At 66.8% G+C, this 24085-nt stretch carries 28 protein-coding genes; 20 read left to right on the top strand and 8 right to left on the bottom strand.

Annotated features, from left to right (window positions below; all coding sequences use genetic code 11):
* Nucleotides 1-9 precede the first annotated feature (9 nt).
* Complete coding sequence (locus MLD63_RS13945) at nucleotides 10-3180, bottom strand: hypothetical protein (protein ID WP_255330522.1); 3171 nt, start codon at nucleotides 3178-3180, stop codon at nucleotides 10-12.
* A gap of 639 nt (nucleotides 3181-3819) precedes the next feature.
* Here MLD63_RS13945 and MLD63_RS13940 point away from each other — a divergent pair.
* From MLD63_RS13940 to MLD63_RS13915, 6 genes are all read left to right on the top strand, one after another.
* Nucleotides 3820-4341, top strand: coding sequence for a crossover junction endodeoxyribonuclease RuvC (locus tag MLD63_RS13940; RefSeq protein ID WP_255330521.1), 522 nt, complete (start codon nucleotides 3820-3822; stop codon nucleotides 4339-4341).
* Nucleotides 4338-4538: a hypothetical protein gene (locus tag MLD63_RS13935; protein WP_255330520.1), complete on the top strand. Its 201-nt coding sequence runs from the start codon at nucleotides 4338-4340 to the stop codon at nucleotides 4536-4538. Before MLD63_RS13940 ends, MLD63_RS13935 begins: the two co-directional genes overlap by 4 nt.
* A 13-nt stretch (nucleotides 4539-4551) precedes the next feature.
* Nucleotides 4552-4956, top strand: a complete 405-nt coding sequence (locus tag MLD63_RS13930; protein WP_255330519.1) for a DUF6362 family protein — start codon at nucleotides 4552-4554, stop codon at nucleotides 4954-4956.
* A 451-nt stretch (nucleotides 4957-5407) separates the two neighbouring features.
* Nucleotides 5408-6754 carry a site-specific DNA-methyltransferase gene (locus tag MLD63_RS13925; protein ID WP_255330518.1) on the top strand — a complete coding sequence of 449 codons (1347 nt, stop codon included), beginning with the start codon at nucleotides 5408-5410 and terminating at the stop codon, nucleotides 6752-6754.
* A 4-nt stretch (nucleotides 6755-6758) separates the two neighbouring features.
* Nucleotides 6759-7814, top strand: coding sequence for a phosphoadenosine phosphosulfate reductase domain-containing protein (locus tag MLD63_RS13920; protein WP_255330517.1), 1056 nt, complete (start codon nucleotides 6759-6761; stop codon nucleotides 7812-7814).
* Between the two features lie 17 nt (nucleotides 7815-7831).
* On the top strand, nucleotides 7832-8056 hold the full coding sequence (locus MLD63_RS13915) for a DUF7220 family protein (protein WP_255330516.1): 225 nt from the start codon (nucleotides 7832-7834) through the stop codon (nucleotides 8054-8056).
* 53 nt (nucleotides 8057-8109) lie between these two features.
* On the opposite strand, the gene MLD63_RS13910 is transcribed toward MLD63_RS13915, so the two are convergent.
* Entirely contained in the window at nucleotides 8110-8679 is a 570-nt protein-coding gene (locus tag MLD63_RS13910) for a DUF3489 domain-containing protein (protein ID WP_255330515.1), read from the bottom strand.
* A 96-nt stretch (nucleotides 8680-8775) separates the two neighbouring features.
* Entirely contained in the window at nucleotides 8776-9003 is a 228-nt protein-coding gene (locus tag MLD63_RS13905; protein WP_255330514.1) for a vacuolar protein sorting-associated protein 35, read from the bottom strand.
* A gap of 111 nt (nucleotides 9004-9114) precedes the next feature.
* On the opposite strand from MLD63_RS13905, the gene MLD63_RS13900 reads away from it, so the two are divergent.
* From MLD63_RS13900 to MLD63_RS13885, 4 genes are read left to right on the top strand one after another with little or no spacing between them, the layout of a single operon-like run.
* Complete coding sequence (locus MLD63_RS13900) at nucleotides 9115-9699, top strand: hypothetical protein (RefSeq protein WP_255330513.1); 585 nt, start codon at nucleotides 9115-9117, stop codon at nucleotides 9697-9699.
* Nucleotides 9647-11641: a phage terminase large subunit family protein gene (locus MLD63_RS13895; RefSeq protein WP_255330512.1), complete on the top strand. Its 1995-nt coding sequence runs from the start codon at nucleotides 9647-9649 to the stop codon at nucleotides 11639-11641. Before MLD63_RS13900 ends, MLD63_RS13895 begins: the two co-directional genes overlap by 53 nt.
* Before the next feature lie 3 nt (nucleotides 11642-11644).
* Nucleotides 11645-11860 carry a phage head-tail joining protein gene (locus MLD63_RS13890; RefSeq protein WP_114076593.1) on the top strand — a complete coding sequence of 72 codons (216 nt, stop codon included), beginning with the start codon at nucleotides 11645-11647 and terminating at the stop codon, nucleotides 11858-11860.
* A 3-nt stretch (nucleotides 11861-11863) separates the two neighbouring features.
* On the top strand, nucleotides 11864-13384 hold the full coding sequence (locus MLD63_RS13885) for a phage portal protein (RefSeq protein ID WP_255330511.1): 1521 nt from the start codon (nucleotides 11864-11866) through the stop codon (nucleotides 13382-13384).
* Between the two features lie 70 nt (nucleotides 13385-13454).
* Here the strand turns inward: MLD63_RS13885 and MLD63_RS17980 are convergent, their stop codons facing one another.
* Nucleotides 13455-14102 carry a uracil-DNA glycosylase family protein gene (locus tag MLD63_RS17980; protein WP_369697011.1) on the bottom strand — a complete coding sequence of 216 codons (648 nt, stop codon included), beginning with the start codon at nucleotides 14100-14102 and terminating at the stop codon, nucleotides 13455-13457.
* Nucleotides 14103-14394: 292 nt separating this feature from the next.
* Between MLD63_RS17980 and MLD63_RS13880 the strand changes: the two genes are divergently transcribed.
* The 5 genes from MLD63_RS13880 to MLD63_RS13860 are packed head-to-tail and all read left to right on the top strand — an operon-like array spanning nucleotide 14395 to nucleotide 17775.
* Nucleotides 14395-15420 (top strand): head maturation protease, ClpP-related, encoded by a 1026-nt coding sequence (locus MLD63_RS13880; RefSeq protein WP_255330510.1) that lies wholly within the window; start codon nucleotides 14395-14397, stop codon nucleotides 15418-15420.
* A 4-nt stretch (nucleotides 15421-15424) separates the two neighbouring features.
* A complete protein-coding gene (locus MLD63_RS13875; RefSeq protein ID WP_255330509.1) occupies nucleotides 15425-15790 on the top strand; it encodes a head decoration protein in 366 nt (121 codons plus the stop codon).
* Between the two features lie 25 nt (nucleotides 15791-15815).
* A complete protein-coding gene (locus tag MLD63_RS13870; protein WP_115754726.1) occupies nucleotides 15816-16829 on the top strand; it encodes a major capsid protein in 1014 nt (337 codons plus the stop codon).
* A complete protein-coding gene (locus tag MLD63_RS13865) occupies nucleotides 16829-17140 on the top strand; it encodes a head-tail joining protein (RefSeq protein ID WP_255330508.1) in 312 nt (103 codons plus the stop codon). The genes MLD63_RS13870 and MLD63_RS13865 overlap by 1 nt, the downstream gene beginning before the upstream one ends.
* Nucleotides 17141-17145: 5 nt before the next feature.
* On the top strand, nucleotides 17146-17775 hold the full coding sequence (locus MLD63_RS13860; RefSeq protein ID WP_255330507.1) for a DUF6441 family protein: 630 nt from the start codon (nucleotides 17146-17148) through the stop codon (nucleotides 17773-17775).
* 77 nt (nucleotides 17776-17852) lie between these two features.
* On the opposite strand, the gene MLD63_RS13855 is transcribed toward MLD63_RS13860, so the two are convergent.
* Complete coding sequence (locus tag MLD63_RS13855) at nucleotides 17853-18305, bottom strand: hypothetical protein (protein ID WP_255330506.1); 453 nt, start codon at nucleotides 18303-18305, stop codon at nucleotides 17853-17855.
* Between the two features lie 130 nt (nucleotides 18306-18435).
* On the opposite strand from MLD63_RS13855, the gene MLD63_RS13850 reads away from it, so the two are divergent.
* The gene (locus tag MLD63_RS13850) at nucleotides 18436-18855 is read left to right on the top strand and encodes an acyl-CoA transferase (RefSeq protein WP_255330505.1); all 420 of its coding nucleotides are present in this window, start codon (nucleotides 18436-18438) and stop codon (nucleotides 18853-18855) included.
* 10 nt (nucleotides 18856-18865) lie between these two features.
* Here the strand turns inward: MLD63_RS13850 and MLD63_RS13845 are convergent, their stop codons facing one another.
* Nucleotides 18866-19321 (bottom strand): thermonuclease family protein, encoded by a 456-nt coding sequence (locus tag MLD63_RS13845; RefSeq protein ID WP_255330504.1) that lies wholly within the window; start codon nucleotides 19319-19321, stop codon nucleotides 18866-18868.
* 56 nt (nucleotides 19322-19377) lie between these two features.
* Between MLD63_RS13845 and MLD63_RS13840 the strand changes: the two genes are divergently transcribed.
* Genes MLD63_RS13840 through MLD63_RS13830 form a run of 3 tightly spaced genes read left to right on the top strand, consistent with a single transcriptional unit; the run spans nucleotide 19378 to nucleotide 21016 of the window.
* Nucleotides 19378-20319, top strand: a complete 942-nt coding sequence (locus tag MLD63_RS13840; protein WP_255330503.1) for a phage tail tube protein — start codon at nucleotides 19378-19380, stop codon at nucleotides 20317-20319.
* Complete coding sequence (locus MLD63_RS13835) at nucleotides 20319-20774, top strand: hypothetical protein (RefSeq protein ID WP_255330502.1); 456 nt, start codon at nucleotides 20319-20321, stop codon at nucleotides 20772-20774. Before MLD63_RS13840 ends, MLD63_RS13835 begins: the two co-directional genes overlap by 1 nt.
* A gap of 8 nt (nucleotides 20775-20782) precedes the next feature.
* The gene (locus tag MLD63_RS13830; protein ID WP_255330501.1) at nucleotides 20783-21016 is read left to right on the top strand and encodes a DUF7697 family protein; all 234 of its coding nucleotides are present in this window, start codon (nucleotides 20783-20785) and stop codon (nucleotides 21014-21016) included.
* Here MLD63_RS13830 and MLD63_RS13825 read toward each other — a convergent pair.
* The gene (locus MLD63_RS13825; RefSeq protein WP_255330500.1) at nucleotides 21006-21386 is read right to left on the bottom strand and encodes a type II toxin-antitoxin system VapC family toxin; all 381 of its coding nucleotides are present in this window, start codon (nucleotides 21384-21386) and stop codon (nucleotides 21006-21008) included. The genes MLD63_RS13830 and MLD63_RS13825 overlap by 11 nt on opposite strands.
* Nucleotides 21386-21598 (bottom strand): AbrB/MazE/SpoVT family DNA-binding domain-containing protein, encoded by a 213-nt coding sequence (locus tag MLD63_RS13820; RefSeq protein WP_036179405.1) that lies wholly within the window; start codon nucleotides 21596-21598, stop codon nucleotides 21386-21388. The genes MLD63_RS13825 and MLD63_RS13820 overlap by 1 nt, the downstream gene beginning before the upstream one ends.
* Before the next feature lie 70 nt (nucleotides 21599-21668).
* Here MLD63_RS13820 and MLD63_RS13815 point away from each other — a divergent pair, with 70 nt between their 5' ends.
* Nucleotides 21669-24083 carry a phage tail tape measure C-terminal domain-containing protein gene (locus tag MLD63_RS13815; protein ID WP_255330499.1) on the top strand — a complete coding sequence of 805 codons (2415 nt, stop codon included), beginning with the start codon at nucleotides 21669-21671 and terminating at the stop codon, nucleotides 24081-24083.
* Nucleotides 24084-24085 lie beyond the last annotated feature (2 nt).

Below are 24085 nucleotides of genomic sequence, written 5' to 3'. Positions count from 1 at the left end.
TGGGACGATCTAAACACCCGTCGAGCCACCAAGAAAACCGACTTCGTATTCTTCCAGATCCTCGTACCGCACCACCCGCAGGTGCCTCTTGAGGATCGTGGTTTCCTTCCGGAGTTCGGGTGGCCTGGCACCCTGGGGCATTGAAGCGCCGCCGATCAGGAAAGCTCCGTTGCGCCCCCAATCACGGAGGAATAGCTGCAGGTTCTCTCCCGAACTCGGCTCCATGATCAGTGATCTCGCGACCACGAAAAACATCTCGCCGATCACCGGCCGCGCTTCCATGTTGGTCGTCAGAATGACGGCGTAGTGCGGTCTCGGACGACCCGGCAGGTCTGTCACGATAGTCACCAGGAGTTCACCGGCCTCATCTTCCGACCCCAGCCTCTCCCGCCAGGCTTCGAAGATGCGATAACCTGCATCAGAATTCTCGAACATCAAAGCCAGAATGGGTAGACCGACAGGTGACAGCTTCATTACCGCGACACCCCTCCATTTCGCGGCGTTCCAGAGCGGGACGTCAATGAGAGATCGGGTCTTCAGTTCTCGATGGCTGCGTATTACCCCGAATGGTTGATCCGTCGTGTCATTTGACGTCGGTCCTTCTGGCGCGGAAACTTCGGGCAATGGAAGAACCGCTCGAAAAGGAAAAGACCTTGGGGGATCAGCACGAAAATGATCCGCGATGCTGGCGGGCGTTACCGGGGTCTCCTTCAATACCCGGCTCATGCTGACACCCAATCCGAGCGAAGTCATGATCCGGCTGATTGCCGTATCGCTGTCGAGGAGCGTCTCAAGCGACCCGGGCCCGTCCTTTAAGATGCAGGTCTGGCCAATGATGTAGGCGACTGTCGTCAGCAATGCATCTCGCGCATCAGATGCTGTCCTTGGCTCAGCCGGATTCCAATCGGCTGGCCATTCGAGCAGGCCCTGCGACGCGGTCTCGTCAAACTTCGGGCAAGGAGCCGCAATCACATCGCTCAACACTACAAGCACCTCGTAGCGCTCGCGATGTGCGGCGAAGCCGGCTTCGAAACCGGTCGCCAGAAGCGTTTCAGCCATTGAGATCAGGAGTTGCGCAACCAAGGCGCATCTCGCTCCCTTGTCGCCGGAGATCGTCAGCTGCAGCCCGAGGACATCCGTGGTAAAGGCGAATGGACCGTCGAATTCTCCGATCAGGCCATGGCGAGGCAGGGCGCAAGCGGGCTGCGCCGAAAGCTGAGCAAGCATTTCAAGATTTGTTTCGCGATCTTCGATCGCCGGGCCGAGAGCTTCGTCTTCGTGGCCAAGAGCATATAAGAGGCAAGTGGATGCTGCCGGTAACTCGATTGCCATGAGGACATCGGGCAAGCTCTGGAAGGCTGACAGATCGGCCTCCCGAGCATTCAGGAATTGGCCTCCGAGCGAGAAGTCGAAAGTCTGAAGTGTTTCGCGTGCTCTATTCTTCGAATCTTCGTCAAAGGGCAACGATGCAAGGATGCCGCGTGAGACTGCGACGACGTCCAGTAGCTCCGCGACAAGACCAAGTTCCAGATCGATCCATCCCAACAGGAGGAATGTGGGAAGTATCTCACTCGGGGGCACCGACGACTTTTCGGCTTGTATCACGATTGCTGATAGACCGAACAAAGCGGTGGCTCTAGCCGCCCATGGTAGCCCGGCCCCGCGGTAGGCTACAGCGAGCAGGTATGCCGCTTCCACCAACTCATCGAGGTGCTCTTCCTTTGTCAGGCATTCGACAGCGGTGCCAAGGCGGCGGATGACCTCGAACCGATCCCGTTCGATGTCAAGTTGCCGAGCGCGGCGCAAGAAAAGCATGCCAAGTGCCGTCTCACCGCGCCGTTGTTGAAGCGCGTCGCCAAGATGGTCGACGACGCGGGACAACGTTCCGTTTCCTCCGAGCGTCTCGCCGAGCATTTCCACGAGCTGCTCTAGGCGATCAAAGTCATACTCCATCAATCCGCGGGCGGCGTCGATGATTTCGATGATCTGCGATAGTCGTGTTTCGATCGAACTCAAGTCTCTGGCTGCAAGGTCCACCATAATGCCACGCATCAACAGAAGCGTCCGGGCGGTCAGCCTGTTGTTGGGCCGGCTCTCGTCATTCCACATCGCCTCAAGACTGGCTTCCAGACGTTCCCATGCGGCTTGTACGTCAACAGCCGCACCGTCTGAGGTGCCTTGGGCAAACGGTCCTGACAGCCCGAAAAGCAGGTTCGTGACCCTCTCGATTGCGGATGCGTGATTAAGAGCGAGGGCGCGCTCCTCAATGTCGCGATAGCCATCGCGGACGGCCCCAATGTCGTCGAACCAGTGCAGTGCCGTCCAAAGCTTCTCGTAGCGCGCCGCGAGGCTGTGTCGGTCCGCTCCATGGCGGTCGGCGAGCCGTATGGCACGCTCAAAGCGCCCGTCAGTCTCATATCGTGGTCGCTCCAGTTCTCGGGACACGATTGCGGCGTCCAGCGCGCATTTCACTACGGCCAGCGGCGCGTCCGCTGCCTGGTCGGGAGCTTCGAGGTCACGATCCAACGACGCCAACCGTTCCCGGCGTTCCCTGTCGCGCGGCCCAATCTTCGATTCCTCGACCTTTTCGCCAATGCCGAGATGGATATAGGCGAGATCGCGGGCATCCTTTTCAATGACGTTGTCGACAATCCAATTCCGGTCGAGGATTTCCACCAAGATGCCATGTTCGGCTGCCAGCGCATCTTGCATCTCAGAGCGATCTTTTGATCGCGCGTAACGAGATGTGACGAAGAATGCCGTCTTGTAGCCTCGCCCAGTTGCGACCATCCCAGCCACATCAGCGCGTGCCTTTGCCTTCCAATCCTTCTTGGTACTGAAAGCAAAACCCCACCTCTCGGTGCCGCGGTCAGCGCGACCATCGAAGTGGCGCTCGACGACCTCCTCGGCAGTCCTGATGCTCTCGGTATCGACCTTGCCATCTCCCCCACCTTCCGGACCCGTTGCCGGCTTGAGGAACGGACAGACAAAGCGCTCGCAGAGAGCCTTCGCGAACCGCTCGAACGCCTGCATGTCGTTGCGTGCAGTAAGGTTCTCCAATCGTTGTTCCAGGACGTCCCGCGACAAACGATAGAGCGAGCGTTCAGAGCTGTCCGAAAACTGCTCTGGGCGCCGCATGCGCATGAACTCCGAAGGAGAGGGCACTTCGTCGGTCATCATGGAGACTTTTTCGCTCGCCACGCCAATACTCGCATTTCCTAACCCTAAAGCCACAACCGGTTGAGGTAAGGCCTTCTTCGGGATCCCAGATATAGTAACAATTGGAGAGGTGTTCGCATACCGGATTTGTCCTTTCTCTCGTGACCGAAGCCGACGAGGCAGCCAGCAGTTTCTGATTTGCCGGCACTCAGACCATCTGCCTGCCTGATTGCCTGTCCCAACCTCCCCGGTGGCCCAACCCTGTCCCAACCTCCCGAGGGGGTTGGGGACACGAAAAGCCGTTCAAAAACAACGGTGTCCCCAACCTCACCCTGTGGTCCCAACCTTTTGCTACACATTCATGTGGGAGAACGGAAAAGGTCGGGAACATGTTTTTCTATACGAAAAGAGAAGGACCCCCGTTGGGGACACCGAGGTTGGGGCCGCATCCGGTCAAATCATTGAAGTAACACGATAAAGGACTGTCCCAACCCCCTCGAAGGTTGGGACCAAGCGGTCGGAGGTTGGGACCGGGACGGGCGGCGCGTCGATCTTCGCAGGCCTCGTCGTCCCTCGTCGTTTTCGCTTTGGCCGAGGACCGGCGGATGCTACATCTTGCGGCGACCAAAGCCGAAGGCCCACAGCTTATGAGCCTTCACGATGAACACACCGATCCCCGCGCAGGACGTCCGCCCCGAGCCGGACGCGATCAACCGGTCCTGCATCCTCGCCCTCGATCTCGGCACCACGACCGGTTGGGCGCTCCGCAGCCATGACGGATTGACCACCAGTGGCACAGTCAGCTTCCGCCCCGGTCGCTTCGACGGTGGCGGCATGCGCTACCTCCGTTTCACCAACTGGCTGACCGAACTCGACCGTCTGTCAGGGCCCATCGCCGCGATCTGGTTCGAGGAGGTGCGTCGCCACGCTGGGACCGACGCGGCCCACATCTACGGCGGGTTGATGGCAACCCTGACCTCGTGGGCCGAGCTGCGCGGCATCCCCTACCAAGGCGTTCCGGTCGGAACGATCAAACGCCACGCCACCGGAAAGGGCAACGCGCCGAAGGAAGCGATGATCGCCGCGGCGCGAGCACGAGGGTTCTCACCCACCGACGACAACGAGGCCGACGCGATCGCCATCCTGCACTGGGCGATCGAGACGAACGGGGGCCTGGGATGAGGTGGCACCCTAAAGGCTACGGCGGTACGCGCCGGGATCCCGACCAGGTGAAGCGCGATGGCTGGCATGACGAGGGTGTGCTGGCCGTCTCCGTCGACGACCACCGCCTGACCTGGCCGGAGCGCGAGCGGGTCCGTCAGCTTGGCGAGAAGCTGTACGGGCCTCGCACGCACGACCGGGAGGCTGCGAATGGCTGATTGGACGCCTACCATGGTCGAAGACCGGCTCGAGAGCGCGGCCGACGTGTTCCGTTCGCTGCCTGAGGTGAAGCCGCAGGGCTACTTCAACGCCTGGCCCGAGTACTTCCACAGCTTCGCCGATCAGGTCGGCCAGGAGCCCCGAACCCGCCGGCCGAAGCCAGGACCGCGCGACATCACGCAGGCCGAGGATGCGCTGCTCTGGCTGCGCTGGCTCGACCCCGCCGACGCGCGCTTGCTCTGGCTCCGGGCGAACCGGAAGCCGTGGAAACCGATCTGTTGGGAGCTCGGCATCAGCCGTGCCACCGCAAACCGGCGCTGGCAGTACGGGATCGCGGTCATCGTCTGGCGGCTGAACGGGAGGCGCGTGCCGCAGAAGCGGTCGATGGAGTTCGTGGTGGCGCACGCGTCGCACTGACTATGTCAAGGCTCGACGGGCGCGTGAGACACTTTTCGGCGAGACACCGGGCGGCGAGACGGATCGCCCTTCTGACGGTATCCATGGCGATATACTCGGGGTCGTGCGCTCGGATGGACCGACGCTGATCCCGAGGTGGACACCGGGGCTGGCTTCCGGGGTCCAGCCGGGGTCCAGGCCGCCAAGCCATTGTTTTCCGGTTCCTTTCCTGGCCGAAACGTATGCTGGCGGGCTTGGCTCGGCATTTCGCTAGCGACAGGGCTGGATTTTTGGGAAGCCACCGGAATCCAGCATCCAGCCACGGCGCCCTGAAAGCATTGTGAATTCAAACATCTGACCGGCCGCCCCGGGTGGATACCCCGCGGATACCGGAGTCCAACCAGAAGCCGGTGGCCCCCTCCGTGCCGGGGTCCACCCGGCGGATGCCGATCGACCATCGACAGGAACCTGCATGACCCTCGCCTTCGCCCCCGAGCGGATCGAGACCTGGCCGCTTGCGCGCCTGCAGCCCTACGCGAAGAACGCGAAGGCGCATGGCGCGGACCAGGTGGCGAAGATCGCCGCCAGCATGGCCGAGTTCGGCTGGACCGTGCCCTGCCTCGTGGCAGAGGACGGTGAGTTGATCGCGGGCCATGGCCGGGTGCTGGCCGCGACGCAACTCGGGCTGACCGAAGCGCCGGTGATCGTGCTGGGGCACCTGACCGAGGCGCAGCGCCGGGCCTACCGGATCGCGGACAACAAGCTGACGGAACTCGGCACCTGGGACGAGGCGCTGCTCTCGGTCGAGCTGCAGGACCTGCTGGCTGACGATTACGACCTGTCGCTGGTTGGCTTCTCCGACGGCGAACTCGACAAGCTCTTGGCCTTCGATCCGGACGGGGGCGGCGAAGAAGAAGGTGGCGCCGGGGGCTCCGTGCCGCCGGTGACCATCCCCGAGCCGCCGCGTAATCCCGCGTCGCGCACGGGCGATCTCTGGATCCTCGGCGATCACCGGCTTCTCTGCGGGGACTCGACCTCGCACGACGACGTGCGCCGCCTGATGAACGGCGAACGCGCGGTGCTGTTCGCGACAGACCCGCCATACCTCGTCGATTACGACGGCTCGAACCATCCGACGCGGAACAAGGACTGGTCGCAGTCCTACGGCGTCACCTGGGACGACAGTAGCCAGGGGGCCGATCTCTACGATGGGTTCATCGCCGCCGCCGTCGCGGAGGCGATCACGGACGACGCGGCCTGGTACTGCTGGCACGCCTCGCGCCGCCAAGCGATGCTGGAGGCCTGCTGGGAGAAGGCCGGGGCCTTCGTCCACCAGCAGATCATCTGGGTGAAGGACCGCGGTGTTCTGACCCGCTCGCACTACCTGTGGAAACACGAGCCCTGCTTCATGGGCTGGCGCCGCCCGAACCGCCCGCCGAAGGTGGCCGAGGAAACGCTGCCATCGACATGGGCGCTGCCCAGCTTCGCCAAGGACGACCGTCCCGATCACCCGACGCCGAAACCGCTCGACGCCTTCGGGATCCCGATGCGCCAGCACGTCGCCCGTGGCGGGCTATGCTACGAGCCGTTCTCCGGCTCCGGCTCTCAGATCATGGCCGGCGAGGCCAACAGCCGTCGCGTCTTCGCGATGGAGATCAGCCCGGCCTATGTCGATGTCGCCGTGGAACGCTGGCAGGCCGAGACCGGCAAGGACGCAATCCTCGACGGCGACGGCCGGACCTTCGCGCACGTGAAGGCCGAGCGGCTTGGCGAGACCCCGGCCGCGGCCGAGGCGGACGTCCAGGCGGTGCCTGGCTGAAGTCATGGCCGCGCATTTCGTCAACATCAGCGGTGGAAAGGATTCCACCGCCGTCTACCTGCTCGCGCTCCGCCGCGGTCGTCCGTTCCGAGCCATCATGGCCGACACGGGCCATGAACATCCGGTAACGCTGGAATATGCCGCGCAGCTCTCTGAGCGCACCGGCGGCCCCGTGGTCGAGATGGTGCGCGCCGACTTCTCTGCCGAGATCGCACGCAAGCGACGGTACGTAGAGACAGTCTGGCGTGAAGAGGGCGTACCGGAGACGACGGTCGAGAGGGCGTTGGCGGCGCTAGTCCCCACGGGCATCCCGATGCTGGACCTCTGTTTGTGGAAAGGGCGTTTCCCGAGTCGGAAGGCGCAGTTCTGCACCGAATACCTGAAGGAACGGGCGGTATTCGACACGTGCGTGGGCCCGGCACTCGAGACAGGCCCCGTCGTTCAATGGCTCGGCGTACGCCGAGATGAGAGCCGCAATCGTGCTCAGGCGCCCTTCACGCAACGCGTCCGGTTCTCGGATCGGCACGACATGGTGCTCTTTCGGCCGCTGATTCACTGGAGCGCCGACAACGTCTTCGCCTTCGCGCGGGCGCACGGAATGCCGCCAAACCCGCTTTACCTGCAGGGCATGGGACGGGTTGGCTGCTTCCCCTGCATCAATGCGGGCAAGGTGGAACTGGCTGCTATCGGCCGACGGCATCCTTGGGCGATCGACCGTCTGCTTGAGTATGAAGCGGCGGTTATGGCCGCGTCCAAACGCGGCATCGCCACGTTCTTCGCAGCCGACAAGACCCCGCAAGGGGCGGCACTGGTCAAGAAGCTCAAGCGCCGCGCGATCGCGGAGACGCAGGGAGCCCATCCAGATCTGGACCCGGAGAGCAAAGAGTTTGACCGGGAGCGGCGGCGGCGACTGTCGGACCTCTGCAACGACGCGGAGTGGCCGGGAGCCGATGCGGTGTTCCGATGGGCCAAGACCGCGCGCGGGGGGCGGCAGTACGATCTTCTCAGCTGGAGCGACGAGGGGCTGTCCTGCTCGAGCCAGTATGGCCTTTGCGAATGATGACGGGGACAGCAGGGATGAAACAGAGCCGGGCCATGTCGCTGGTCGAGGCTATTGCAAACGTTGCCGTGGGCTACGGCGTCGCAGTCGTGACGCAGATCCTGATCTTCCCAATCTTCGGGCTGCACACGACGCTGGCGCAGAACCTCAAGATGGGCGCGATCTTCACCGTGGTGAGCATCGCGCGCTCCTTCGCCCTGCGGCGGCTGTTCGAGGCGATCCGGGTGCGGAGCGCGGAGTGAGAGACCGCCGCCCGGCGTTAGGCGGCGGCATCTGTTCGTTTCATTGCACAGCGTCAGTCACGGATGGCGTAGACGCGCCCCCTTCCATCGACCTTCTCGGAGGTGATCGTCAGGCCGAGCTTCTTTTTCAGCGCGCCGGACATGGCACCCCTAGCGGTGTGAGCTTGCCAGTCGAGTGCCGCCACGATCTCTTCGATGGTCGCGCCACTCTCGGCGCGGAGCATCGCGATCAGTTGCGCCTGCTTGGTGCCCTCGCGCGGCGTGTGCGCCTTGGGCTCGGTCTCGGGTTGGCTGGGGGTGTCCGTCGCGGGCGCGTCGCTTGGCACCACGTCGGCGCCCCTGTGCGCGCTGGGTGCGTCTTCCGACTCGATGCCGATGGCGGCGAGCCCTGCGTCGGTGGCGACCAGCGTGACGCCGGGGCCATCGCCGGTTTCGCGCCACATGGGTTCGCCCTTGCGCGTGTCGGCGTCGACCTCTTCGAGGAAGCCCTTGGCGAGCATCGCGCCGACCACCTTGGCGGCGGCGCCGCCGCGCAAGCTCTCGGGCAGCGGCAGGGCAATGTGCTCGGGCCGCTGGGCGGCGGCGCTCAGGATCAGGGCTTGGGTGTCGGAAAGTTTGGTCATCGTCGTCTCCGGTATCGGGGCGCGCGGAATGCGGGCCCTTCTACGAGGTCGAGCCCGCCAGTCGGCGAGCGGGACCGGGAGCGGGAGCGGGTAGTTTCACTCGGCGTGTTCGCCTTCGCTGAAGGCCATGTCGGTGATCTCGCGCAGCTTGGCGCGGTAGTGGTTCAGGGTGCCGACATGGCCCCAATTGATCTCGTCGGGGCTGGTCTCGAAGTGGTCGGCGCTGAAAGCGGCGAGCCGCTCCAGCATCGCGTCGATCTCGGCCTTGGCGGCGATGAAGGCGTCGAGGGCTTTGTCGTTGGTGGCGGTGGCGCGGCGGGTCATTCTGGTGGCTCCGTGGTGAGTTGCATCGTCCTTCTGGAGACACATTCGCTCCGACCGCGACGCCTATCAACGAGATAAGCACATGATCTTGAATGATAATCGGAGCCGTCGATGGAGGGTCTGAGCGAGCGCCAGTACGCCGCCCGTGTCGGGCTGTCGCGGGGCGCGATCCAGAAGGCGAAGGCCGCCGGTCGGCTCGTCCTGCACGAGGACGGCAGCATCGATGCCGCAGCCTCCGACAAGCGGCGGGCCGAGACGACGGACCCGTCGAAGACCAGAAAGGCGCCGGCGCCCAAGCTGAAACCGGTGCCCGAGGCCGCCGTCGCCGCCGTCGGCGACACGCTGCGGGAACAGGGGCTTTCCGCCCCGGCCGTCGGCGGCGGCACGACGTTCCTGCAGGCCAAGACCGCGAACGAGGTGCTGAAGGCGCAGGAGCGGCGAATCCGGCTGCAGAAGCTGAAGGGGGAGCTGGTCGACCGCGCCCGGGCAGAGACGCTGATGTTCCGGCTCGCGCGCGACGAGCGCGACGCCTGGGTGACCTGGCCGGCGCGGGTCGCCGCGCTGATGGCCTCGGAGATCACGGCGGCGCTCGGGGAAGGATGCGAGGTGGAGGCGGCGCAGATGCAGAAGGTTCTGGAGGCCCATGTCCGCGCCCAGCTCGACAGCCTCGCGGAGATCCGACCCGGGCTTGGATGACGATCTCTTCGGGTTTGATGGGTCCGCCGCGCTGATCCGCGCCTGGTCGCGAGGTCTGCGCCCCGATCCGGACCTGACGGTCTCGAGCTGGGCCGACCGCCACCGGAAGCTCGCCTCGCGGGCCTCGGCCGAGCCGGGTCAGTACCGTACCGCGCGCACGCCCTACATGCGCGAGATCGTGGACCGGCTTTCGCCCGGCGATCCCACGCAGCGGATCGTGTTCATGAAGGCAGCGCAGGTCGGCGCGACCGAAGCCGGCAACAACTGGATCGGCTTCGTGATCCATCAGGCGCCGGGGCCGATGCTCGCCGTCCAGCCGACGGTGGAGCTGGCCAAGCGCAACTCGCGCCAGCGGATCGACCCGCTGATCGACGAGAGCCCGGACCTGCGGGAGCGGGTGAAGCCCGCCCGCTCGCGGGATGCGGGCAACACGATGCTGTCGAAGGAGTTCGCGGGCGGCATCCTGATCATGACCGGCGCGAACTCGGCGGTGGGACTGCGCTCGACCCCGGCGCGCTACATCTTCCTCGACGAGGTCGACGCCTATCCGGCCTCGGCCGACGAGGAAGGCGATCCCGTCACGCTGGCGGAAGCCCGTTCGCTGACCTTCGCCCACAGGCGCAAGGTGTTCCTGGTGTCGACCCCGACGATCCGCGGGCTCTCCCGGATCGAGCGGGAGTTCGAGGCATCCGATCAGCGGCGCTACTTCGTGCCGTGCCCGCATTGCGACGCGATGCAGTGGCTGAAGTTCGACCGCCTGCGCTGGGAGAAGGGGCGCCCGGAGACGGCGGAGTATCACTGCGAGGGCTGCGAGCGGCCCATCGCCGAGCACCACAAGACGAGGATGCTCGAGCGCGGCGAATGGCGGGCGACCGCCACTGCCGCCGATCCGACGACGGTCGGCTACCACCTCTCGGCGCTCTATTCGCCGGTGGGCTGGCTCAGCTGGCAGCGGATCGCACGAGCGCATGAAGCGGCACGGGGCAGCGACGAGGCGATGCGGGCGTTCCGGAACACCATCCTCGGCGAGACCTGGATGGAGACCGGCGAGGCGCCCGACTGGCAGCGGCTGGCGGACCGGCGCGAGGCATGGGCCCCGGGCACGGTGCCCGAGCGCGGTCTGTTCCTGACGGCCGGAGCGGACGTGCAGAAGGACCGGATCGAGGTCGATGTCTGGGCCTGGGGCCGCGGTCTGGAAAGCTGGCTTGTCGATCACCTCGTGATCGAGGGCGGCCCCGGCGATCCGGCCTGCTGGCAGCAACTGACCGACCTGCTGGGGCGGACATGGGCGCATGCCTCGGGTCAGCCGATGGCGCTCGCCCGGCTCGCGATCGACACCGGCTACGAGACCAGCGCGGTCTATGCTTGGTCGCGCCAGGTGGGGTTCGCGCAGGTCGCGCCGGTGAAGGGCGTCGAGGGGTTCACCCGGACGAGTCCGGTAACCGGACCCACCTATGTCGACGCCACCGTCGCCGGCAAGCGGCTCCGGCGCGGGGCCCGGCTCTGGACCGTGGCCACCTCGACCTTCAAGGCCGAGACCTATCGCTTCCTGCGGCAGGACCGGCCGACGAGGGAGGAACAGACGGTGGGCGCGCTGTGCCCGCCCGGAACGATCCATCTGCCGGACTGGGCGGACGGCGAATGGCTGAAACAGCTGACCGCCGAGCAGCTGGTGACGGTGAAGGGCAAGCGTGGCTTCACGCGGCTCGAATGGCAGAAGCTCCGCGAGCGCAACGAGGCGCTGGACACCCGGGTCTATGCCCGCGCGGCCGCGTGGATCCTCGGGGCGGATCGCTGGCCCGAAGCACGCTGGGCCGATCTGGAGGCTCAGCTTGGGGTGGCAAAGCACGACGTGCCAACGGACGGCACGGCAACTGCGCCGCCCGTCCCGACACGACCAATGCCGCGCCGGCGCACGGTGCGCTCGAGCTACATGAGGTGATCCATGGCCACGGCCGCAGAGCTCCGCGCCCGCCGCGACGCGCTGACCGCGCAGCGGTCCTCTGGCGTGGCGCGGGTCAGCTACGACGGCAAGACCGTGGATTATCGTAGCGTGGCCGAGATCGACCGGGCCATCGAGGCGCTGGACCGCGAGATCGCTGCGGCCGAGGGGCGCCGGATCGTCCGGCAGGTGCGCGTGACGACGGCGAAGGGGCTCTAATCGATGGGCCTCTTCGACCGTTTCCGCCGCCGCGCCGCCGGCGGCCCCGCTGCCGTGCGGGCCCGGCTAGAAGGCGCCATGGCGAAGCGCCGGCTGCGCGGCTGGAACCCGCCGCTCGAGAACATCAACGCGCTGGTCGCCTCCGGCGGGCCGCGTCTGCTCGCGCGGTCCCGCGAACTCGTGGTGACCAACGGCTATGCCGCCAACGCCTGCGAGGCCTTCGCCGCGAACCTCGTCGGCGACGGGATCAAGCTCTCGTCGCTGATCGGGGACGCCGACTTGCGCGACCGGGTGCAGCTGCTCTGGCTCGCCTGGACCGACGAGGCCGATGCGGACGGGCTGACCGATTTCTACGGCCTCCAGGCCATGGTTGCGCGTGAGATGTTCGTCGCCGGCGAGTGCTTCGTCCGGCTGCGCTCAAGACGCGCCGAGGACGGACTGCTCGTCCCGCTGCAACTACAGCTTCTCCAGTCGGAAATGCTGCCCTTCGAGAAGACCGAGACGGCGGCCAACGGCAACCGCATCCGCTGCGGGATCGAGTTCGATGCCATCGGCCGGCGCGTGGCCTATCACTTCCGCCGGCGCCATCCGGGCGACAGCACCGATCAGGGCGCGGTGATCCCGGAGACGGTGCGCGTGCCCGCGGCCGACGTGCTGCACATCTACCGCCCGATCGACGCGGGCCAGATCCGGGGGCTGCCGCATATCGCGCCGGCGATGGTGCGGCTGTTTCTGCTCGACCAGTACGACGACGCCGAACTCGACCGGAAGAAGACCGCGGCGATGTTCGCGGGCTTCATCACCAAGACCGCGCCGGAAGAGCCCATGATGGGCGAGGCGGAGGCGGATCTCGACGGGGCGGCCATTGCGAGCCTCGAGCCCGGCACGATGCAGGTGCTTCTGCCGGGCGAGGACGTGAAGTTCTCGTCCCCGGCCGATGTCGGCGGCGGCTACGAGGCGTTCCAGTACCGGACGCTGCTGGCGGTCTCGGCCTCACTGGGGCTGCCCTATCACCTCGTCACCGGGGATGTCCGGCAGGCGAACTACTCGTCCCTGCGCGCAGAGCTCGTGGAGTTCCGTCGCCGCATCGGCCAGTTGCAGCATGGCGTGATCGTGCACCAGCTCTGCCGCGCGGTCTGGCGGCGCTGGCTGGAGACGGCGGTGCTCGCTGGCGCGCTCGATGCCGATCCCGCGACGGCGCGACCGGTGCAATGGATCCCGCCGCGCTGGGACTGGGTCGATCCGCTGAAGGACATCCAAGCGCAGGTACTGGCAATGGAGGCCGGCATCACCTCGCGGCGCAAGGTGGTCGAGGCGACCGGCTACGACATCGAGGAAGTCGACCGCGAGAACGCGGCCGACGCCGCGCGCGCGACAGGTCTCGGCCTGCGCTACCGCACGAGCCCGGGCGAGACGCAGGGCGCCCGCGCGACGCCCACGGCGCGGCCTGACCCGGGCGCTGGCGCCGGCAACGACACGGACGACGGCGCGGCGACGACCGATCCGGCCACCGAACAGGAGTGACGGCATGACAAGCCGGTATGCGATCCCTTTAGCGGTTGCGAGCTTCTCCACCGGTCGGTGACGGAGAGCCCTAATTTGCAGGCGGCCATGGCGATCCCAAGCCTGGCAACCAACAGATCGTTGCTCGCTGCAAATCAGAGAGGTGGTTGTTCACGTGAGTAAGTGGATTCGGTGGCCGAAACCAAGCGAGGCCACGCTCTTGCGGATGGCAGTGATGGACGAAATGGGCAGGGCGAGGGCAACGAGAGTTAAATAGATCCCGTGCTTTGGCTCCGAGGGCTAAGATCACACGATTTGGGTCATCCAGAATGAGCTGTCGGACGACTTGTCGCATAACGGGTCGCCAGACCCTTAAATTAACCCGGAGTTGTTCAGGCCCTTCTCCGGTGAATGTCCAGGCGGCGTTCAAAAAGATCACACCTTGCGATGCCAACCCATCGAACATCTCTGACATGCTAGGGAGCGTGAACTCCTGGGTGATTGCATTCCAACCAGCATCTGCTTGCGCGAGGTCTGCTCGTTCTAGCAAATCCGCAGCCGCAACCTGAACAAGCCGTCTCAGGCTCGGGCTCGCAGTTTCTTCAACTTGCGGTACAGCACCGTCCTCAAACGCACGTCCCGTTGCTCGGAGCGGAGAGGGATACGGATCCTGTCCGATAACGATCACGCGAACATCAGCTGGGGCTAACCCGGCGAAGGCTCGGAGGAGGTAGCTCATTCCGTCAGGATTGTCCCTGCGAAGTCGGGGAAAGACCTCTTGCGGCGCTGGAATGTCCGGAGCAACAGCTTCAAAGTTCGCTGCCGTCCGGTCGAAAACTTGGACCCACGGGCCAGGTATCTCGTCTCGCCAATCGTGAAAGTGCTGTTGAAGAAAATCTCTCATGTTCTGGTCCCTTTCGACATCAGCCGCAGTACGCGAGCGAAGTCTCGATAGTGCCGGTTCTAGTTCTTGGCGGCATTCCTGGCAGTTCCGTTGATTGGTCTGCCCAAAGACACTCAGGAGTGACAATATGACAAGCTGGTATGCGATCCGCGCCCGCGGGACGGGCGCGGAAGTGGCAATCTATGACGAGATCGGCGCCTATGGGATCTCGGCGAAGGGGTTTCTGAGCGAACTGGGCGCGCTGCCCGAGGGCACGCCCGTCGATCTGCGGCTCAACAGCCCCGGCGGATCGGTCTTCGACGCGGTCGCGATCCACAACGCGCTGAAGCGCCACGAGGGCCCGGTCACGGTCTGGATCGACGGCATCGCCGCCTCCGCCGCCTCCTACATCGCGATGGCGGGCGACGAGATCGTCATGCCGGAGAACGCTTTCCTGATGATCCACGACCCCGCCGGCCTCGTGATGGGCACGGCCGAGGACATGCGCGCCATGGCCGAGGCGCTCGACAAGGTGAAGGGCAGCCTCGTCTCGGGCTACGCCGCGAAATCCGGCCGGCCGCGGGAGGATGTCTCCGCGCTGATGGCCGCCGAAACCTGGTTCGACGCCGCGGACGCGGTGGCGCAGGGCTTCGCCGACCGGCTGATCGAGCCTGTCCGGATCGCCGCGAACTTCGACATCGGGCGCTTCCGCAACGCGCCGCCTATCCTGGTCGACGCTATCGAAACCGAGCCGGAGCTCGATGACGAAAGCGACGGCGGTGAGATCGAAGCGGACGAGGATACCGACGACGCCAACGAAGGTGACAAGTTCGCGGACGCCGAGGACGAGCCGGCCGCCGCCTCCAATGCCCCGCAGCCGCCCGCCGAAACCCCGCCGCCCAGTGGCGCGCCGCCCGATCCGGCCGCCATCCGCGCGGAGGCCATTGGGCACGCCCGGGCCGTTGTCGACCTCTGCCGTCTCGCGGGTCAGCCGCAGATGGCGGGCCGCTTCCTCGAACAAAACGCCAGCCTCGACGAGGTGCGCGCGGCGCTCCTCGCCGCCAAGGCCGAGGCCGAGCCCGAGATCGCGCCCCATCACCCGCAGCCCGGCCGGTCCTCGGCCGCGCGCCCCTGGGGCGAGGTCGTCGCCCGCACCTTCAAGCTGAAAGGATGACATCATGACCACGCTGGTCGAAGGCACCCATCCCGGCGGCTTCCTCGTCTGGGAAGCCTTCCGCGACTACACCCGCGAGACGATCACCGTCGCCGCCGGCACGCTCGAGCCCGGCACCGTGCTGGGCAAGATCACTGCCTCGGGCAAGTACGCCGCGCACGATCCGGCCGCGGTCGACGGCACCGACACCGCCGTCGCGCTGCTCTGGGGCAAGGCGGATGCGAGCGCCGGCGACGCGCCGGCCGTCGCGCTCATTCGCGGCCCTGCCATCGTCAACCGGCATGACCTCGTCTTCGCCGGCACGCCCAGCGAGGGAGAGATCGCGGCTGCGCACGCCGCGCTCCTCGCCGCGGGCATCCTCGTCCGCTGATCCAATCCTGACAGGAGGCATCCTCATGGCCACCATGGACATCTTCGAAGGCGATGCCTTCACCATCGTCGAGCTCACCCGCGCGCTCGAGAACATCCCCTACAAGCCCGCGTTGCTCTCGGGCTCGGCCCTCTTCAGCCCGCGCGGCGTGCGCTCGCGCACCGTCGTGATCGAGAGCCGCGACGGCACGCTCTCGCTGATCCCGTTCTCGGAGCGCGGCTCGGCCTACGAGCAGCAGGTGCCCGACCGGCGCGAGATGCGCGCCTTCGTCTGCCGGCAGTTCAAGAAACAGGATGTGCTCTGGGCTTCCGAGATCCAGTCCGTCCGCGACTTCGGCTCGGAGAGCGCCACCCAGCAGGTCCAGACCGAGGTGGCGTACAGGCTGCGCAAGCTCCGCCAGGACGCGGAGACGACCTTCGAGTATCACCTCCTGAACGGCATCCAGGGGCTGGTGAAGGACCCGAAGGACCACGCGACGGTGGTGAACTACTTCACCGAGTTCGGCATCTCTCCGGCGGCCGAGATCGACTTTGACCTCGACAACGCAAGCCCGGCCTCGGGGGCGCTCCGCAAGCGCTGCCAGGCGCTCATCGAGAGCGTGGAGGACTCGATGGGCGGGCTCTCGGCCGGCGCCGTGCAGGTGCGCGCCGAATGCGGCTCGGCCTTCTTCGCCGATCTCGTGGCCCACAAGGAGGTGCGCGAGACCTATCTCAACACCGCCGCCGCGGCCGACCTGCGCGGTCGCGTCGCCGATGAGGTCAGCTTCGGGGGAATCACCTTCCGCCGTTATCGCGGCGGCGTCGGCTTCACCGTGCCGACCGACAAGGCGTTCTTCTACCCCGAGGGCATCGAGGGGCTCTTCGAGATCTACTACGCCCCCGCCGACACGTTCGAAACGGTGAACACGCTCGGCCAGCCGCTCTATGCCCGCACGATCCCCGACAGGGATCGCGACGAATGGGTGCGGCTCGAGATCGAGAGCAACCCGCTCCCGATCTGCACCCGCCCGCAGGTGCTGCGCTCGGCGCGGCGAACCTGATGACCGTCTTCGCCGCCGCCCTCGACGCGCTCTTCGCCGATGCGCATCTCGCACGTGACGTCGTCTACACCGCCGAGGGCGGCGCGCCATCGCTGGTCCGCGCGATCCTGCGCCGGCCCGACGACGTCACGAACTTCGGCGACGCGCGCATCTGGTCGGAGACCACCCGGCTGGATCTACGCCTCGCCGAGGTGGCGAACCCGCGGCCCGGCGACCGCATCGAGATCGACGGCGACGCCTTCCTCGTCCAGGGCGAGCCCGTCCGCGACCGGGAGCGGCTCGTCTGGACCGTGGAATTGCGCCCGGCCTGATCGCGATGAAGCTGAAACTCGACATTACCCCGGACCTCGTCGTCGCGATGGCCGCAGAGGTGAAGGCGGGCGAGAAGGCCGTCACCGCCGCCATGCGCGAGGCCGGGACCGGGCTCAAGGCCGCCTGGCGCGGCCAGATCACCGGCGCGGGGCTCGGACGGCGGCTGGCAAACTCAATCCGGCTCGCCACCTACCCGAAGGCCGGCGAGAGCCTGAACGCCGCGGCGCTGGTCTGGTCCAAGGCCCCGGTCATCGTCGGGGCCCACGACTCCGGCCCGCTGATCCGCTCGAAGGAGGGGTTCTGGCTGGCGATCCCGACCGAGGCCGCCGGGCGGGGCCTGCGTGGCGCCAAGCTCACCCCCGGCGAATGGGAACGCCGTCGCGGCCTGCGCCTCCGCTTCGTCTATCGACGCCGGGGCCCGAGCCTGCTCGTCGCCGACAGGGCTCGCATCAACACCCGCGGCCAAGCCGTGGCGTCACGCTCGAAGACCGGCCGCAACCAGGTCACAGCGCCGATCTTCCTCCTCGTCCCACAGGTCAAGCTGCCGAAGCGGCTCGATCTGGACCGCGATGCCGCGCGGGCCCACGACAGCGTGCCGGGGTTGATCGTAGCGAACTGGGTGGAGAGCAGATAAGTTGCCCGCCCCTTCAGCATCGAAGGAGGCCTCTTCTCTCCTTGAAAACGTGCGGACATGGCCTTGGGGCCAACTTCTCACTCGTCAGCCGACTTCGCCCACTCGAAGCACTTGGCCCGCTCGGCCTTTTCCACCGCAAGCGGGTGCTGATCCTCGCTCACTACTCCCCGCCGAACCAAAGATTCAAAGAACCCTTCCCCGCATGTCCCGGTGTCAACCGAAACAATCAAAGCGCTAAGCAGTGGCCACCTGCGGCGTTCGCATTCCAGCTGAACTTCCTCGAGATAGTGGGGAACCTGACGATGGAGCTGCCCCCATGATCGGCCGTGGGTGCAATGGTCAGTGAAATCCTTGTAGCCAGCCGTGCGCTCCTTCTTTGCCAGGGACCTGAGATAGGAGAGAGCGCTGTCCATGCAGAAATGCGTCTCCCGCCGAGCAAGGATCTCACCGACCTCAGCCCGCTGCTCTGGGTGAGAGTCGTAAATGCGCTTGAGGGCTTCGCTGGAGAAACCTGCAAATCTACTGACCATTCCTCACCTCCGAGTGGCAATACATGGGGTCGCGCAAGCTTTGCGATGCATCCCTCTACTCACCGACATATATCGCGGTGATCCGTTCATCGTTCTGCGCGTTTCCGCCAATCTCTGGAAGTAATGACCCGTGTCTACCCCCCGCGAGACCATCCTCGCCGCGCTGCGCGCGCGGCTCTCGGCGCTGCCCGCCACGGCCCTGCGCGGCGAGGTGCTGCCCGAGCGCGTGCCGGCCGATGGCCTGCTGATCCTGCGCGACGGCGAGCCGGGGGAGCCAGAGGTAACCCTGTCGCCGCTGGCCTATCACTATCAGCACCGCGCCGAGATCGAGGCTGTCGTGCAGGGCGCCGACCGTGACGCCGTCTTCGACACGCTGACCGTCAGCATCGGCGCGGCGCTCGCGGCCGACCGCACACTGGGCGGGCTCTGCGACTGGATCGAGGCTGAAGCGCCGCGGGTAGTGGACCTGCCAGTCGAGGGTGCCGCGAGCCTCAAGGCGGCGGTGATCCCCGTTTTGCTTCACTACTCCACGGCTGACCCGCTCGGGTAGAGCCGACGGGTCAGTTGCCGCGACAGGTGCCGTAGTAGCCGCCCGAGAAGTAGCAGTATTCTCGGGCTACTCCGGCAGCAATCATCTGGGCTGCAACATCGCGGCCATCGGCGAGGAAGCACTGCCCGACGATCCGTCCGTACCGGTCGATATCGCGCACGCGACAGGTCAGGCTTTGCCCGGTGACCAGCCGCCGCAGAGTAGACGTCGCAGCGGAAGCACCGCGCTCGTTGCGCTCCGGAGCGTCGAGGCCCCAGACGCGGATCGGCCGTTCAACGCCGCGAAGTGAGAAGGTGTCGCCGTCCGTCACATAGCGGACCGCGCCGCTCACGGTATTCGTCTGTGCCGAGACGGGGCCAACCGAAAGAACCATGATCGCGAGGACAGAAACGATCATCCTGGTAATGATCGACCGACCGAAAATACTGAGCGGGGAATTGGGACGAGTACTGCGCATGACCTTCATGTGCGGCACGGCCTGACCGAACGCAACCGCGCTTCGACACCATCAAGGAGTTCACCATGGCACGAGCCCAAGGGGCGCGGGCGCTGATGGCGCTTGCGTTCGAGACGACCTATGGAACGCCGCCCGCCAGCGGCTACACGCGCATGCCCTTCGCTAGCACCTCGCTGGGGGCGGAGCAGCCATTGCTGAACTCGGAGTTGCTCGGCTACGGCCGCGATCCGCTGGCGCCGATCAAGGACGCGGTGACGGCCGATGGCGATGTCGTGGTGCCGCTCGACGCGGAGGCCTTCGGGTTCTGGCTGAAGGCCGCGTTCGGCGCGCCCACGACCACGGGTGTGGAAGCCCCCTACAGCCACGAGTTCCAGTCGGGGTCGTGGACGCTGCCGTCGATGTCGATAGAGACCGGCATGCCGGAGGTGCCGCGCTACGCGATGTATTCCGGCTGCGTGCTCGACCAGATCACCTGGCAGATGCAGCGCTCGGGTCTGCTCACGGCCACAGCGCGGCTGGTGGCGCAGGGCGAGACGGTCGGGACGACCACCAGCGCCGGAACGCCGACTGCGCTGGAGCTGAAGCGGTTTGGCCATTTCAACGGGGCGATCACGCGCAACGGCACGGCGCTCGGCAACGTGGTCTCGGCCGAGATCACCTATGCCAACAACCTCGACCGGATCGAGACGATCCGCTCGGACGGGCGCATCGACGGTGCAGACCCAAGCATCGCGGCGCTCACCGGCCGTATCGAGGTGCGCTTCGCCGACCAGACGCTGGTGACGCAGGCGATCAACGGCGAGGCCTGCGAGATGGAGTTCGCCTACGTCCTGCCGTCGGGCGAGAGCTTCACCTTCACGGTGCACGCCGTCTACCTGCCGCGCCCGCGCATCGAGATCTCCGGGCCGCAGGGCGTGCAGGCCACCTTCGACTGGCAGGCCGCGCGCGACAGCGTGGTTGGCCGGATGTGCACCGCCACCCTAGTGAACGACGTGGAGAGTTACTGATGCTGACGCTCGACCTGACCAACGCGCCGCGCTGGCATGACCTCGCCCCCAGCGTCCGGGTGCAGCTGCGCCCGCTGACCACTGCGCTGATGGTGGCGACGCGCAGCGACCCGGCCGTCGAGGCTGTTCCCGAGGAGGCCTCCGACGAGGAGCGCGCCGTCGCCTTCGCCAAGGCGCTCGCGCGCCGCGCGGTGCTCGCCTGGGAGGGCATCGGCGATGCTGACGGGAAGCCCATCGACCCGGGCCCCGAGGCCATCGACGCGCTGCTCGATGTCTGGCCAATCTTCGAGGCCTTCCAGCTGACCTACGTCTCCAAGGGCCTGCTGCTGGAACAGGAAAAAAACGCCTCCGCGCTCTCGCCGACTGGTCCTTCGGCGGGGGCGACCGATACTGCGAAGCCTGCGCACCCTACGAGGGCAGCGAGCAAGCCTGCCCGGACTGCCCGGCGCGGCTGAACCGTCCTTTGACCCTTGAGGGCTGGCAGGTCTGGGACCTCGTCGGCCGCCTCGGCGGTCAGCTGCGCGTGCTGCCGGGCGCGGTGATCGGCTGGGACCTGTCAGCGGCGCTGGCGCTCGGCGACGCGCTCGGCGTCCCGCCGCTCGAGATGGCCGAACTGCTGCCCGTCATCGAAGCGGTGATGGTGCGGAAGCTGAACGAGGAGCTGAGTGCGAACGGCGGCCCGGGTGTCAGGCCTTGATCTTCTCGATCAGGGTGACGCCCGGCAGTCCTTCGAAATGTGCGTCGCAGGTCAGGAGCGTCGCGCCCTGTGCGCGGGCGGTTGCGAAGATGATCGCGTCGGCAGTAGCGAGCTTGTGCTCCCGGCACGACTCCGCCGCCGCCAGCGCGATCTCAGTGTCGAGCGGCACCACATGGCAGACCTGCGTGAAGGCGATGACCTGATCCGCCTTGTCCTCGCCGACCTCGCGCGTCAGCCATTTCGCCAGCTCGAGCTGGACCATTGTCGGGACCAGCCACTCGGCCTGTTCGGGCAGATGTTCGGACAGCTTCTCGCCGGTCGGCGAGCCGATGAGCCACTCGATCCACGCCGACGTGTCGACGAGGATCATCAGAACCGATCCGTCCGGTCGCGATAATCGGTGGCGGACGCGCCGCGCGCGAGCCCCTTCAGCGCCTCCCGCTTGGGCACCGGCACAAGCAGGACGCCCGTGCCTTTCGGGATGAAGGCAAAGGTCAGCCCGGCCTCCCAGTGCTGGGCGGCCCGGATCGCCTTGGGAATCGAGATCTGGAACTTCGAGGACAGGGTCGCGGTCTCGGCCATGGTCATACCTTCACTTGATCGATGGCATAAACGTAAGACGCCGATACGGCGAAAGCAAGGAGTCTGACCGATGGCCGAGAAACGCGTCAGCGTCCGCCTTGCTGCGGTCGGCGGGCGACAGGTGCGGGCCGAGCTGGAAGGTGTCGGCGAAGCCGGTTCGCGAGGCTTTGGACGGCTAAGCCGCGAAATGGAGGCGGCGAACGCCCGACTCGCGGCCTTCTCGCGGCGGGTCCGGGTCGCAGCCGCCGCGGCCGTGGCAGCCGCTGCCGCCGCAGGCGTGGCGATGGTTCGCTCCGGCCTGCAGACGGTCGATGCGCAGGCGAAACTCGCGCAGTCCCTCGGCACCACGGTCGCCTCGATCCAGACGTTGGAGCGCGCGGGGGAACTTGCGGGCGTGTCGATGTCCGGCATCGAGCAGGCGACCAAGGATCTGACGCGCCGTCTCAGCCAGGCGGCCGCCGGGACCGGTCCCGCCGCCGACGCGCTGGACCGGCTGGGGCTCTCGGCCACCGAGCTGATTGCGCTGCCGCTGGACCAGCGCGTGGGTGCGATCAACGCCGCCATCGAGAGCTTCGTGCCCGCCGCAGAGCGCGCCGCCGTGGCGGGGCAGCTCTTCGGCGAGGAAGGCTCCATCGCCATGAGCCGGATCGACACGGCGACGCTGCGCCAGGCGACGGAGGACGTTCTCGCTTTCGGTGTCGTGGTCTCGGAGCAGGACGCCGACCAGATCGAGCGGACGAACGACGCGATCTCCCGGCTCGGGTTGATCTGGCGCGGGCTGTCAAACCAGCTCGCGGTCGCCGCAGCGCCCGCGCTGGAGGCCGTTGCCGACGCCATGGCGGCGGTCGCCAGCCGCACCGGGCCGCTTGGCATCGCGATCCGCGGCCTCTTCGACAACATCGGCCGCCTGACCAGCTATGCCGCCACCTTCGCAGCCTTCCTCGCCGGTCGCTGGGTCGCCGGCATGGCCGCCGCGGCCCTGTCAGTTCGCGGCCTCGCCACGGCGCTGGTCGTCCTGCGTGGGGCGCTGATCCGCACCGGCATCGGCGCCCTGATCGTCGGCGCGGGCGAGCTCGTCTACCAGTTCACCCGGCTTGTCTCCGGCGTGGGGGGCTTTGGCGAGGCGATGTCGCTCCTGAAGGACCTCGCCGTTGAGGTTTGGGAGCGGATTCGCATGGGCGCGACGGCGGCTGGTGCCGCCGCCACGGCGATGTTCTTCGACCTGAAGGCCGACGCCGCCTCCGGAATGCAGAGCGCCATCGAGAGCGTCGTGGCGTTCGGCAACACCGCCGCGAACACGTTTGAGGGCGCCTACGAGGCGATCAAGGCGATCTGGGGTCTGCTGCCCGCCGCCATCGGCGATCTGGCATTCCAGGCGGCCAACAGCCTCGTCGACGGCGTCGAGGCGATGCTGAACGGCGTGGTCTCGCGCATCAACGGCTTCATCGGCGGCATCAACCAGGGGCTGGAAGCGCTCGGCTCCGAGCGCCGCATCTCGCTGGTGCCCGACCTCGACCTCGGCGAGATCGAGAACCGCTTCGAGGGCGCAGCCAGCGCTGCGACGACGGCGGCGCAGGCAGCGTTCGACCGCGCCTTCGAGGACGACCCGCTCACCGCGCCCGATCTCGGACTGACGGACGCGGCCGCCCGTACGCTCGAGTCGGCGAATGTCTATCGCGGCGCCGCGCGCGATCTGGCCGAAGGGGCCCGCGCGCCTCTCGAAAGCTGGCAGGCCCTGCGCGATGCGGTGCGCGGCACCGATGAGGACGGCGCCGATGCGCTGGCCGAGGCCACCGGAGCGGCCGAGCGGCTCGAGACGGCGCTCGGCGATGCCGGGCGCGCCGCGACGGATGCTGGTGCGGCGGCCGGAGCTGCCGCTGCGGCAGCGGAGCCCGCGACCGAGGCCGCCGTCACCGGGTGGCAGGCGGTCACGGCGGCGCTGTCGGATTACGCCAGCAAGGCCCGCGACATCGGTGGCGACATCGGCCAGAGCCTTGTCGGCGCCTTCCAGTCGGCGGAGAACGCGGTCGGCCAGTTCGTGAGGACCGGGAAGCTGAACTTCCGAGACCTGGTCACCTCGCTGCTGGCCGATCTCGCCCAGCTCGCGGCGCGGCGCTTCATCCTCGGGCCGATCGCCAATGCGCTCTCCGGCGTGTTCTCCGGCGCAGGCGGCATCTTCGCCAACGTCCTGCATGCGGGCGGGATGGTGGGGGCCGCAGGACCCGCGCGTTTGGTGCCCGCCACGGCCTTCGCCGCCGCGCCGCGCATGCATGGCGGCGGCATGGCCGGACTGCGCCACGACGAGGTGCCAGCCATCCTGCAGCGGGGCGAGCGGGTTCTTTCGCGTCGCGAGACACAGGTCTACGGCGCGGGCGGCGTCAGCATCACCATCATGGCGCGTGACGCCGAGAGCTTCCGCCAATCGCGCACGCAGGTCGCGGCCGACATCGCCCGCGCCGTCTCGCTCGGCCGCAGAGGGCTCTGAGC

It is taken from the genome of Paracoccus albicereus (assembly GCF_024359525.1).
Classification (GTDB): domain Bacteria; phylum Pseudomonadota; class Alphaproteobacteria; order Rhodobacterales; family Rhodobacteraceae; genus Paracoccus; species Paracoccus albicereus.
This window is presented reverse-complemented; position numbering and strand designations above follow the sequence as displayed.

What these genes read in the sequence shown, in the direction of transcription:
- MLD63_RS13945 (WP_255330522.1), bottom strand. Translation starts at nt 3,180, where the DNA reads ATGATGACCGACGAAGTGCCCTCTCCTTCGGAGTTCATGCGCATGCGG.
- MLD63_RS13940 (WP_255330521.1), top strand. Translation starts at nt 3,820, where the DNA reads ATGAACACACCGATCCCCGCGCAGGACGTCCGCCCCGAGCCGGACGCG.
- MLD63_RS13935 (WP_255330520.1), top strand. Translation starts at nt 4,338, where the DNA reads ATGAGGTGGCACCCTAAAGGCTACGGCGGTACGCGCCGGGATCCCGAC.
- MLD63_RS13930 (WP_255330519.1), top strand. Translation starts at nt 4,552, where the DNA reads ATGGTCGAAGACCGGCTCGAGAGCGCGGCCGACGTGTTCCGTTCGCTG.
- MLD63_RS13925 (WP_255330518.1), top strand. Translation starts at nt 5,408, where the DNA reads ATGACCCTCGCCTTCGCCCCCGAGCGGATCGAGACCTGGCCGCTTGCG.
- MLD63_RS13920 (WP_255330517.1), top strand. Translation starts at nt 6,759, where the DNA reads ATGGCCGCGCATTTCGTCAACATCAGCGGTGGAAAGGATTCCACCGCC.
- MLD63_RS13915 (WP_255330516.1), top strand. Translation starts at nt 7,832, where the DNA reads ATGAAACAGAGCCGGGCCATGTCGCTGGTCGAGGCTATTGCAAACGTT.
- MLD63_RS13910 (WP_255330515.1), bottom strand. Translation starts at nt 8,679, where the DNA reads ATGACCAAACTTTCCGACACCCAAGCCCTGATCCTGAGCGCCGCCGCC.
- MLD63_RS13905 (WP_255330514.1), bottom strand. Translation starts at nt 9,003, where the DNA reads ATGACCCGCCGCGCCACCGCCACCAACGACAAAGCCCTCGACGCCTTC.
- MLD63_RS13900 (WP_255330513.1), top strand. Translation starts at nt 9,115, where the DNA reads ATGGAGGGTCTGAGCGAGCGCCAGTACGCCGCCCGTGTCGGGCTGTCG.
- MLD63_RS13895 (WP_255330512.1), top strand. Translation starts at nt 9,647, where the DNA reads ATGTCCGCGCCCAGCTCGACAGCCTCGCGGAGATCCGACCCGGGCTTG.
- MLD63_RS13890 (WP_114076593.1), top strand. Translation starts at nt 11,645, where the DNA reads ATGGCCACGGCCGCAGAGCTCCGCGCCCGCCGCGACGCGCTGACCGCG.
- MLD63_RS13885 (WP_255330511.1), top strand. Translation starts at nt 11,864, where the DNA reads ATGGGCCTCTTCGACCGTTTCCGCCGCCGCGCCGCCGGCGGCCCCGCT.
- MLD63_RS17980 (WP_369697011.1), bottom strand. Translation starts at nt 14,102, where the DNA reads ATGAGCTACCTCCTCCGAGCCTTCGCCGGGTTAGCCCCAGCTGATGTT.
- MLD63_RS13880 (WP_255330510.1), top strand. Translation starts at nt 14,395, where the DNA reads ATGACAAGCTGGTATGCGATCCGCGCCCGCGGGACGGGCGCGGAAGTG.
- MLD63_RS13875 (WP_255330509.1), top strand. Translation starts at nt 15,425, where the DNA reads ATGACCACGCTGGTCGAAGGCACCCATCCCGGCGGCTTCCTCGTCTGG.
- MLD63_RS13870 (WP_115754726.1), top strand. Translation starts at nt 15,816, where the DNA reads ATGGCCACCATGGACATCTTCGAAGGCGATGCCTTCACCATCGTCGAG.
- MLD63_RS13865 (WP_255330508.1), top strand. Translation starts at nt 16,829, where the DNA reads ATGACCGTCTTCGCCGCCGCCCTCGACGCGCTCTTCGCCGATGCGCAT.
- MLD63_RS13860 (WP_255330507.1), top strand. Translation starts at nt 17,146, where the DNA reads ATGAAGCTGAAACTCGACATTACCCCGGACCTCGTCGTCGCGATGGCC.
- MLD63_RS13855 (WP_255330506.1), bottom strand. Translation starts at nt 18,305, where the DNA reads ATGGTCAGTAGATTTGCAGGTTTCTCCAGCGAAGCCCTCAAGCGCATT.
- MLD63_RS13845 (WP_255330504.1), bottom strand. Translation starts at nt 19,321, where the DNA reads ATGAAGGTCATGCGCAGTACTCGTCCCAATTCCCCGCTCAGTATTTTC.
- MLD63_RS13840 (WP_255330503.1), top strand. Translation starts at nt 19,378, where the DNA reads ATGGCACGAGCCCAAGGGGCGCGGGCGCTGATGGCGCTTGCGTTCGAG.
- MLD63_RS13835 (WP_255330502.1), top strand. Translation starts at nt 20,319, where the DNA reads ATGCTGACGCTCGACCTGACCAACGCGCCGCGCTGGCATGACCTCGCC.
- MLD63_RS13825 (WP_255330500.1), bottom strand. Translation starts at nt 21,386, where the DNA reads ATGATCCTCGTCGACACGTCGGCGTGGATCGAGTGGCTCATCGGCTCG.
- MLD63_RS13820 (WP_036179405.1), bottom strand. Translation starts at nt 21,598, where the DNA reads ATGGCCGAGACCGCGACCCTGTCCTCGAAGTTCCAGATCTCGATTCCC.
- MLD63_RS13815 (WP_255330499.1), top strand. Translation starts at nt 21,669, where the DNA reads ATGGCCGAGAAACGCGTCAGCGTCCGCCTTGCTGCGGTCGGCGGGCGA.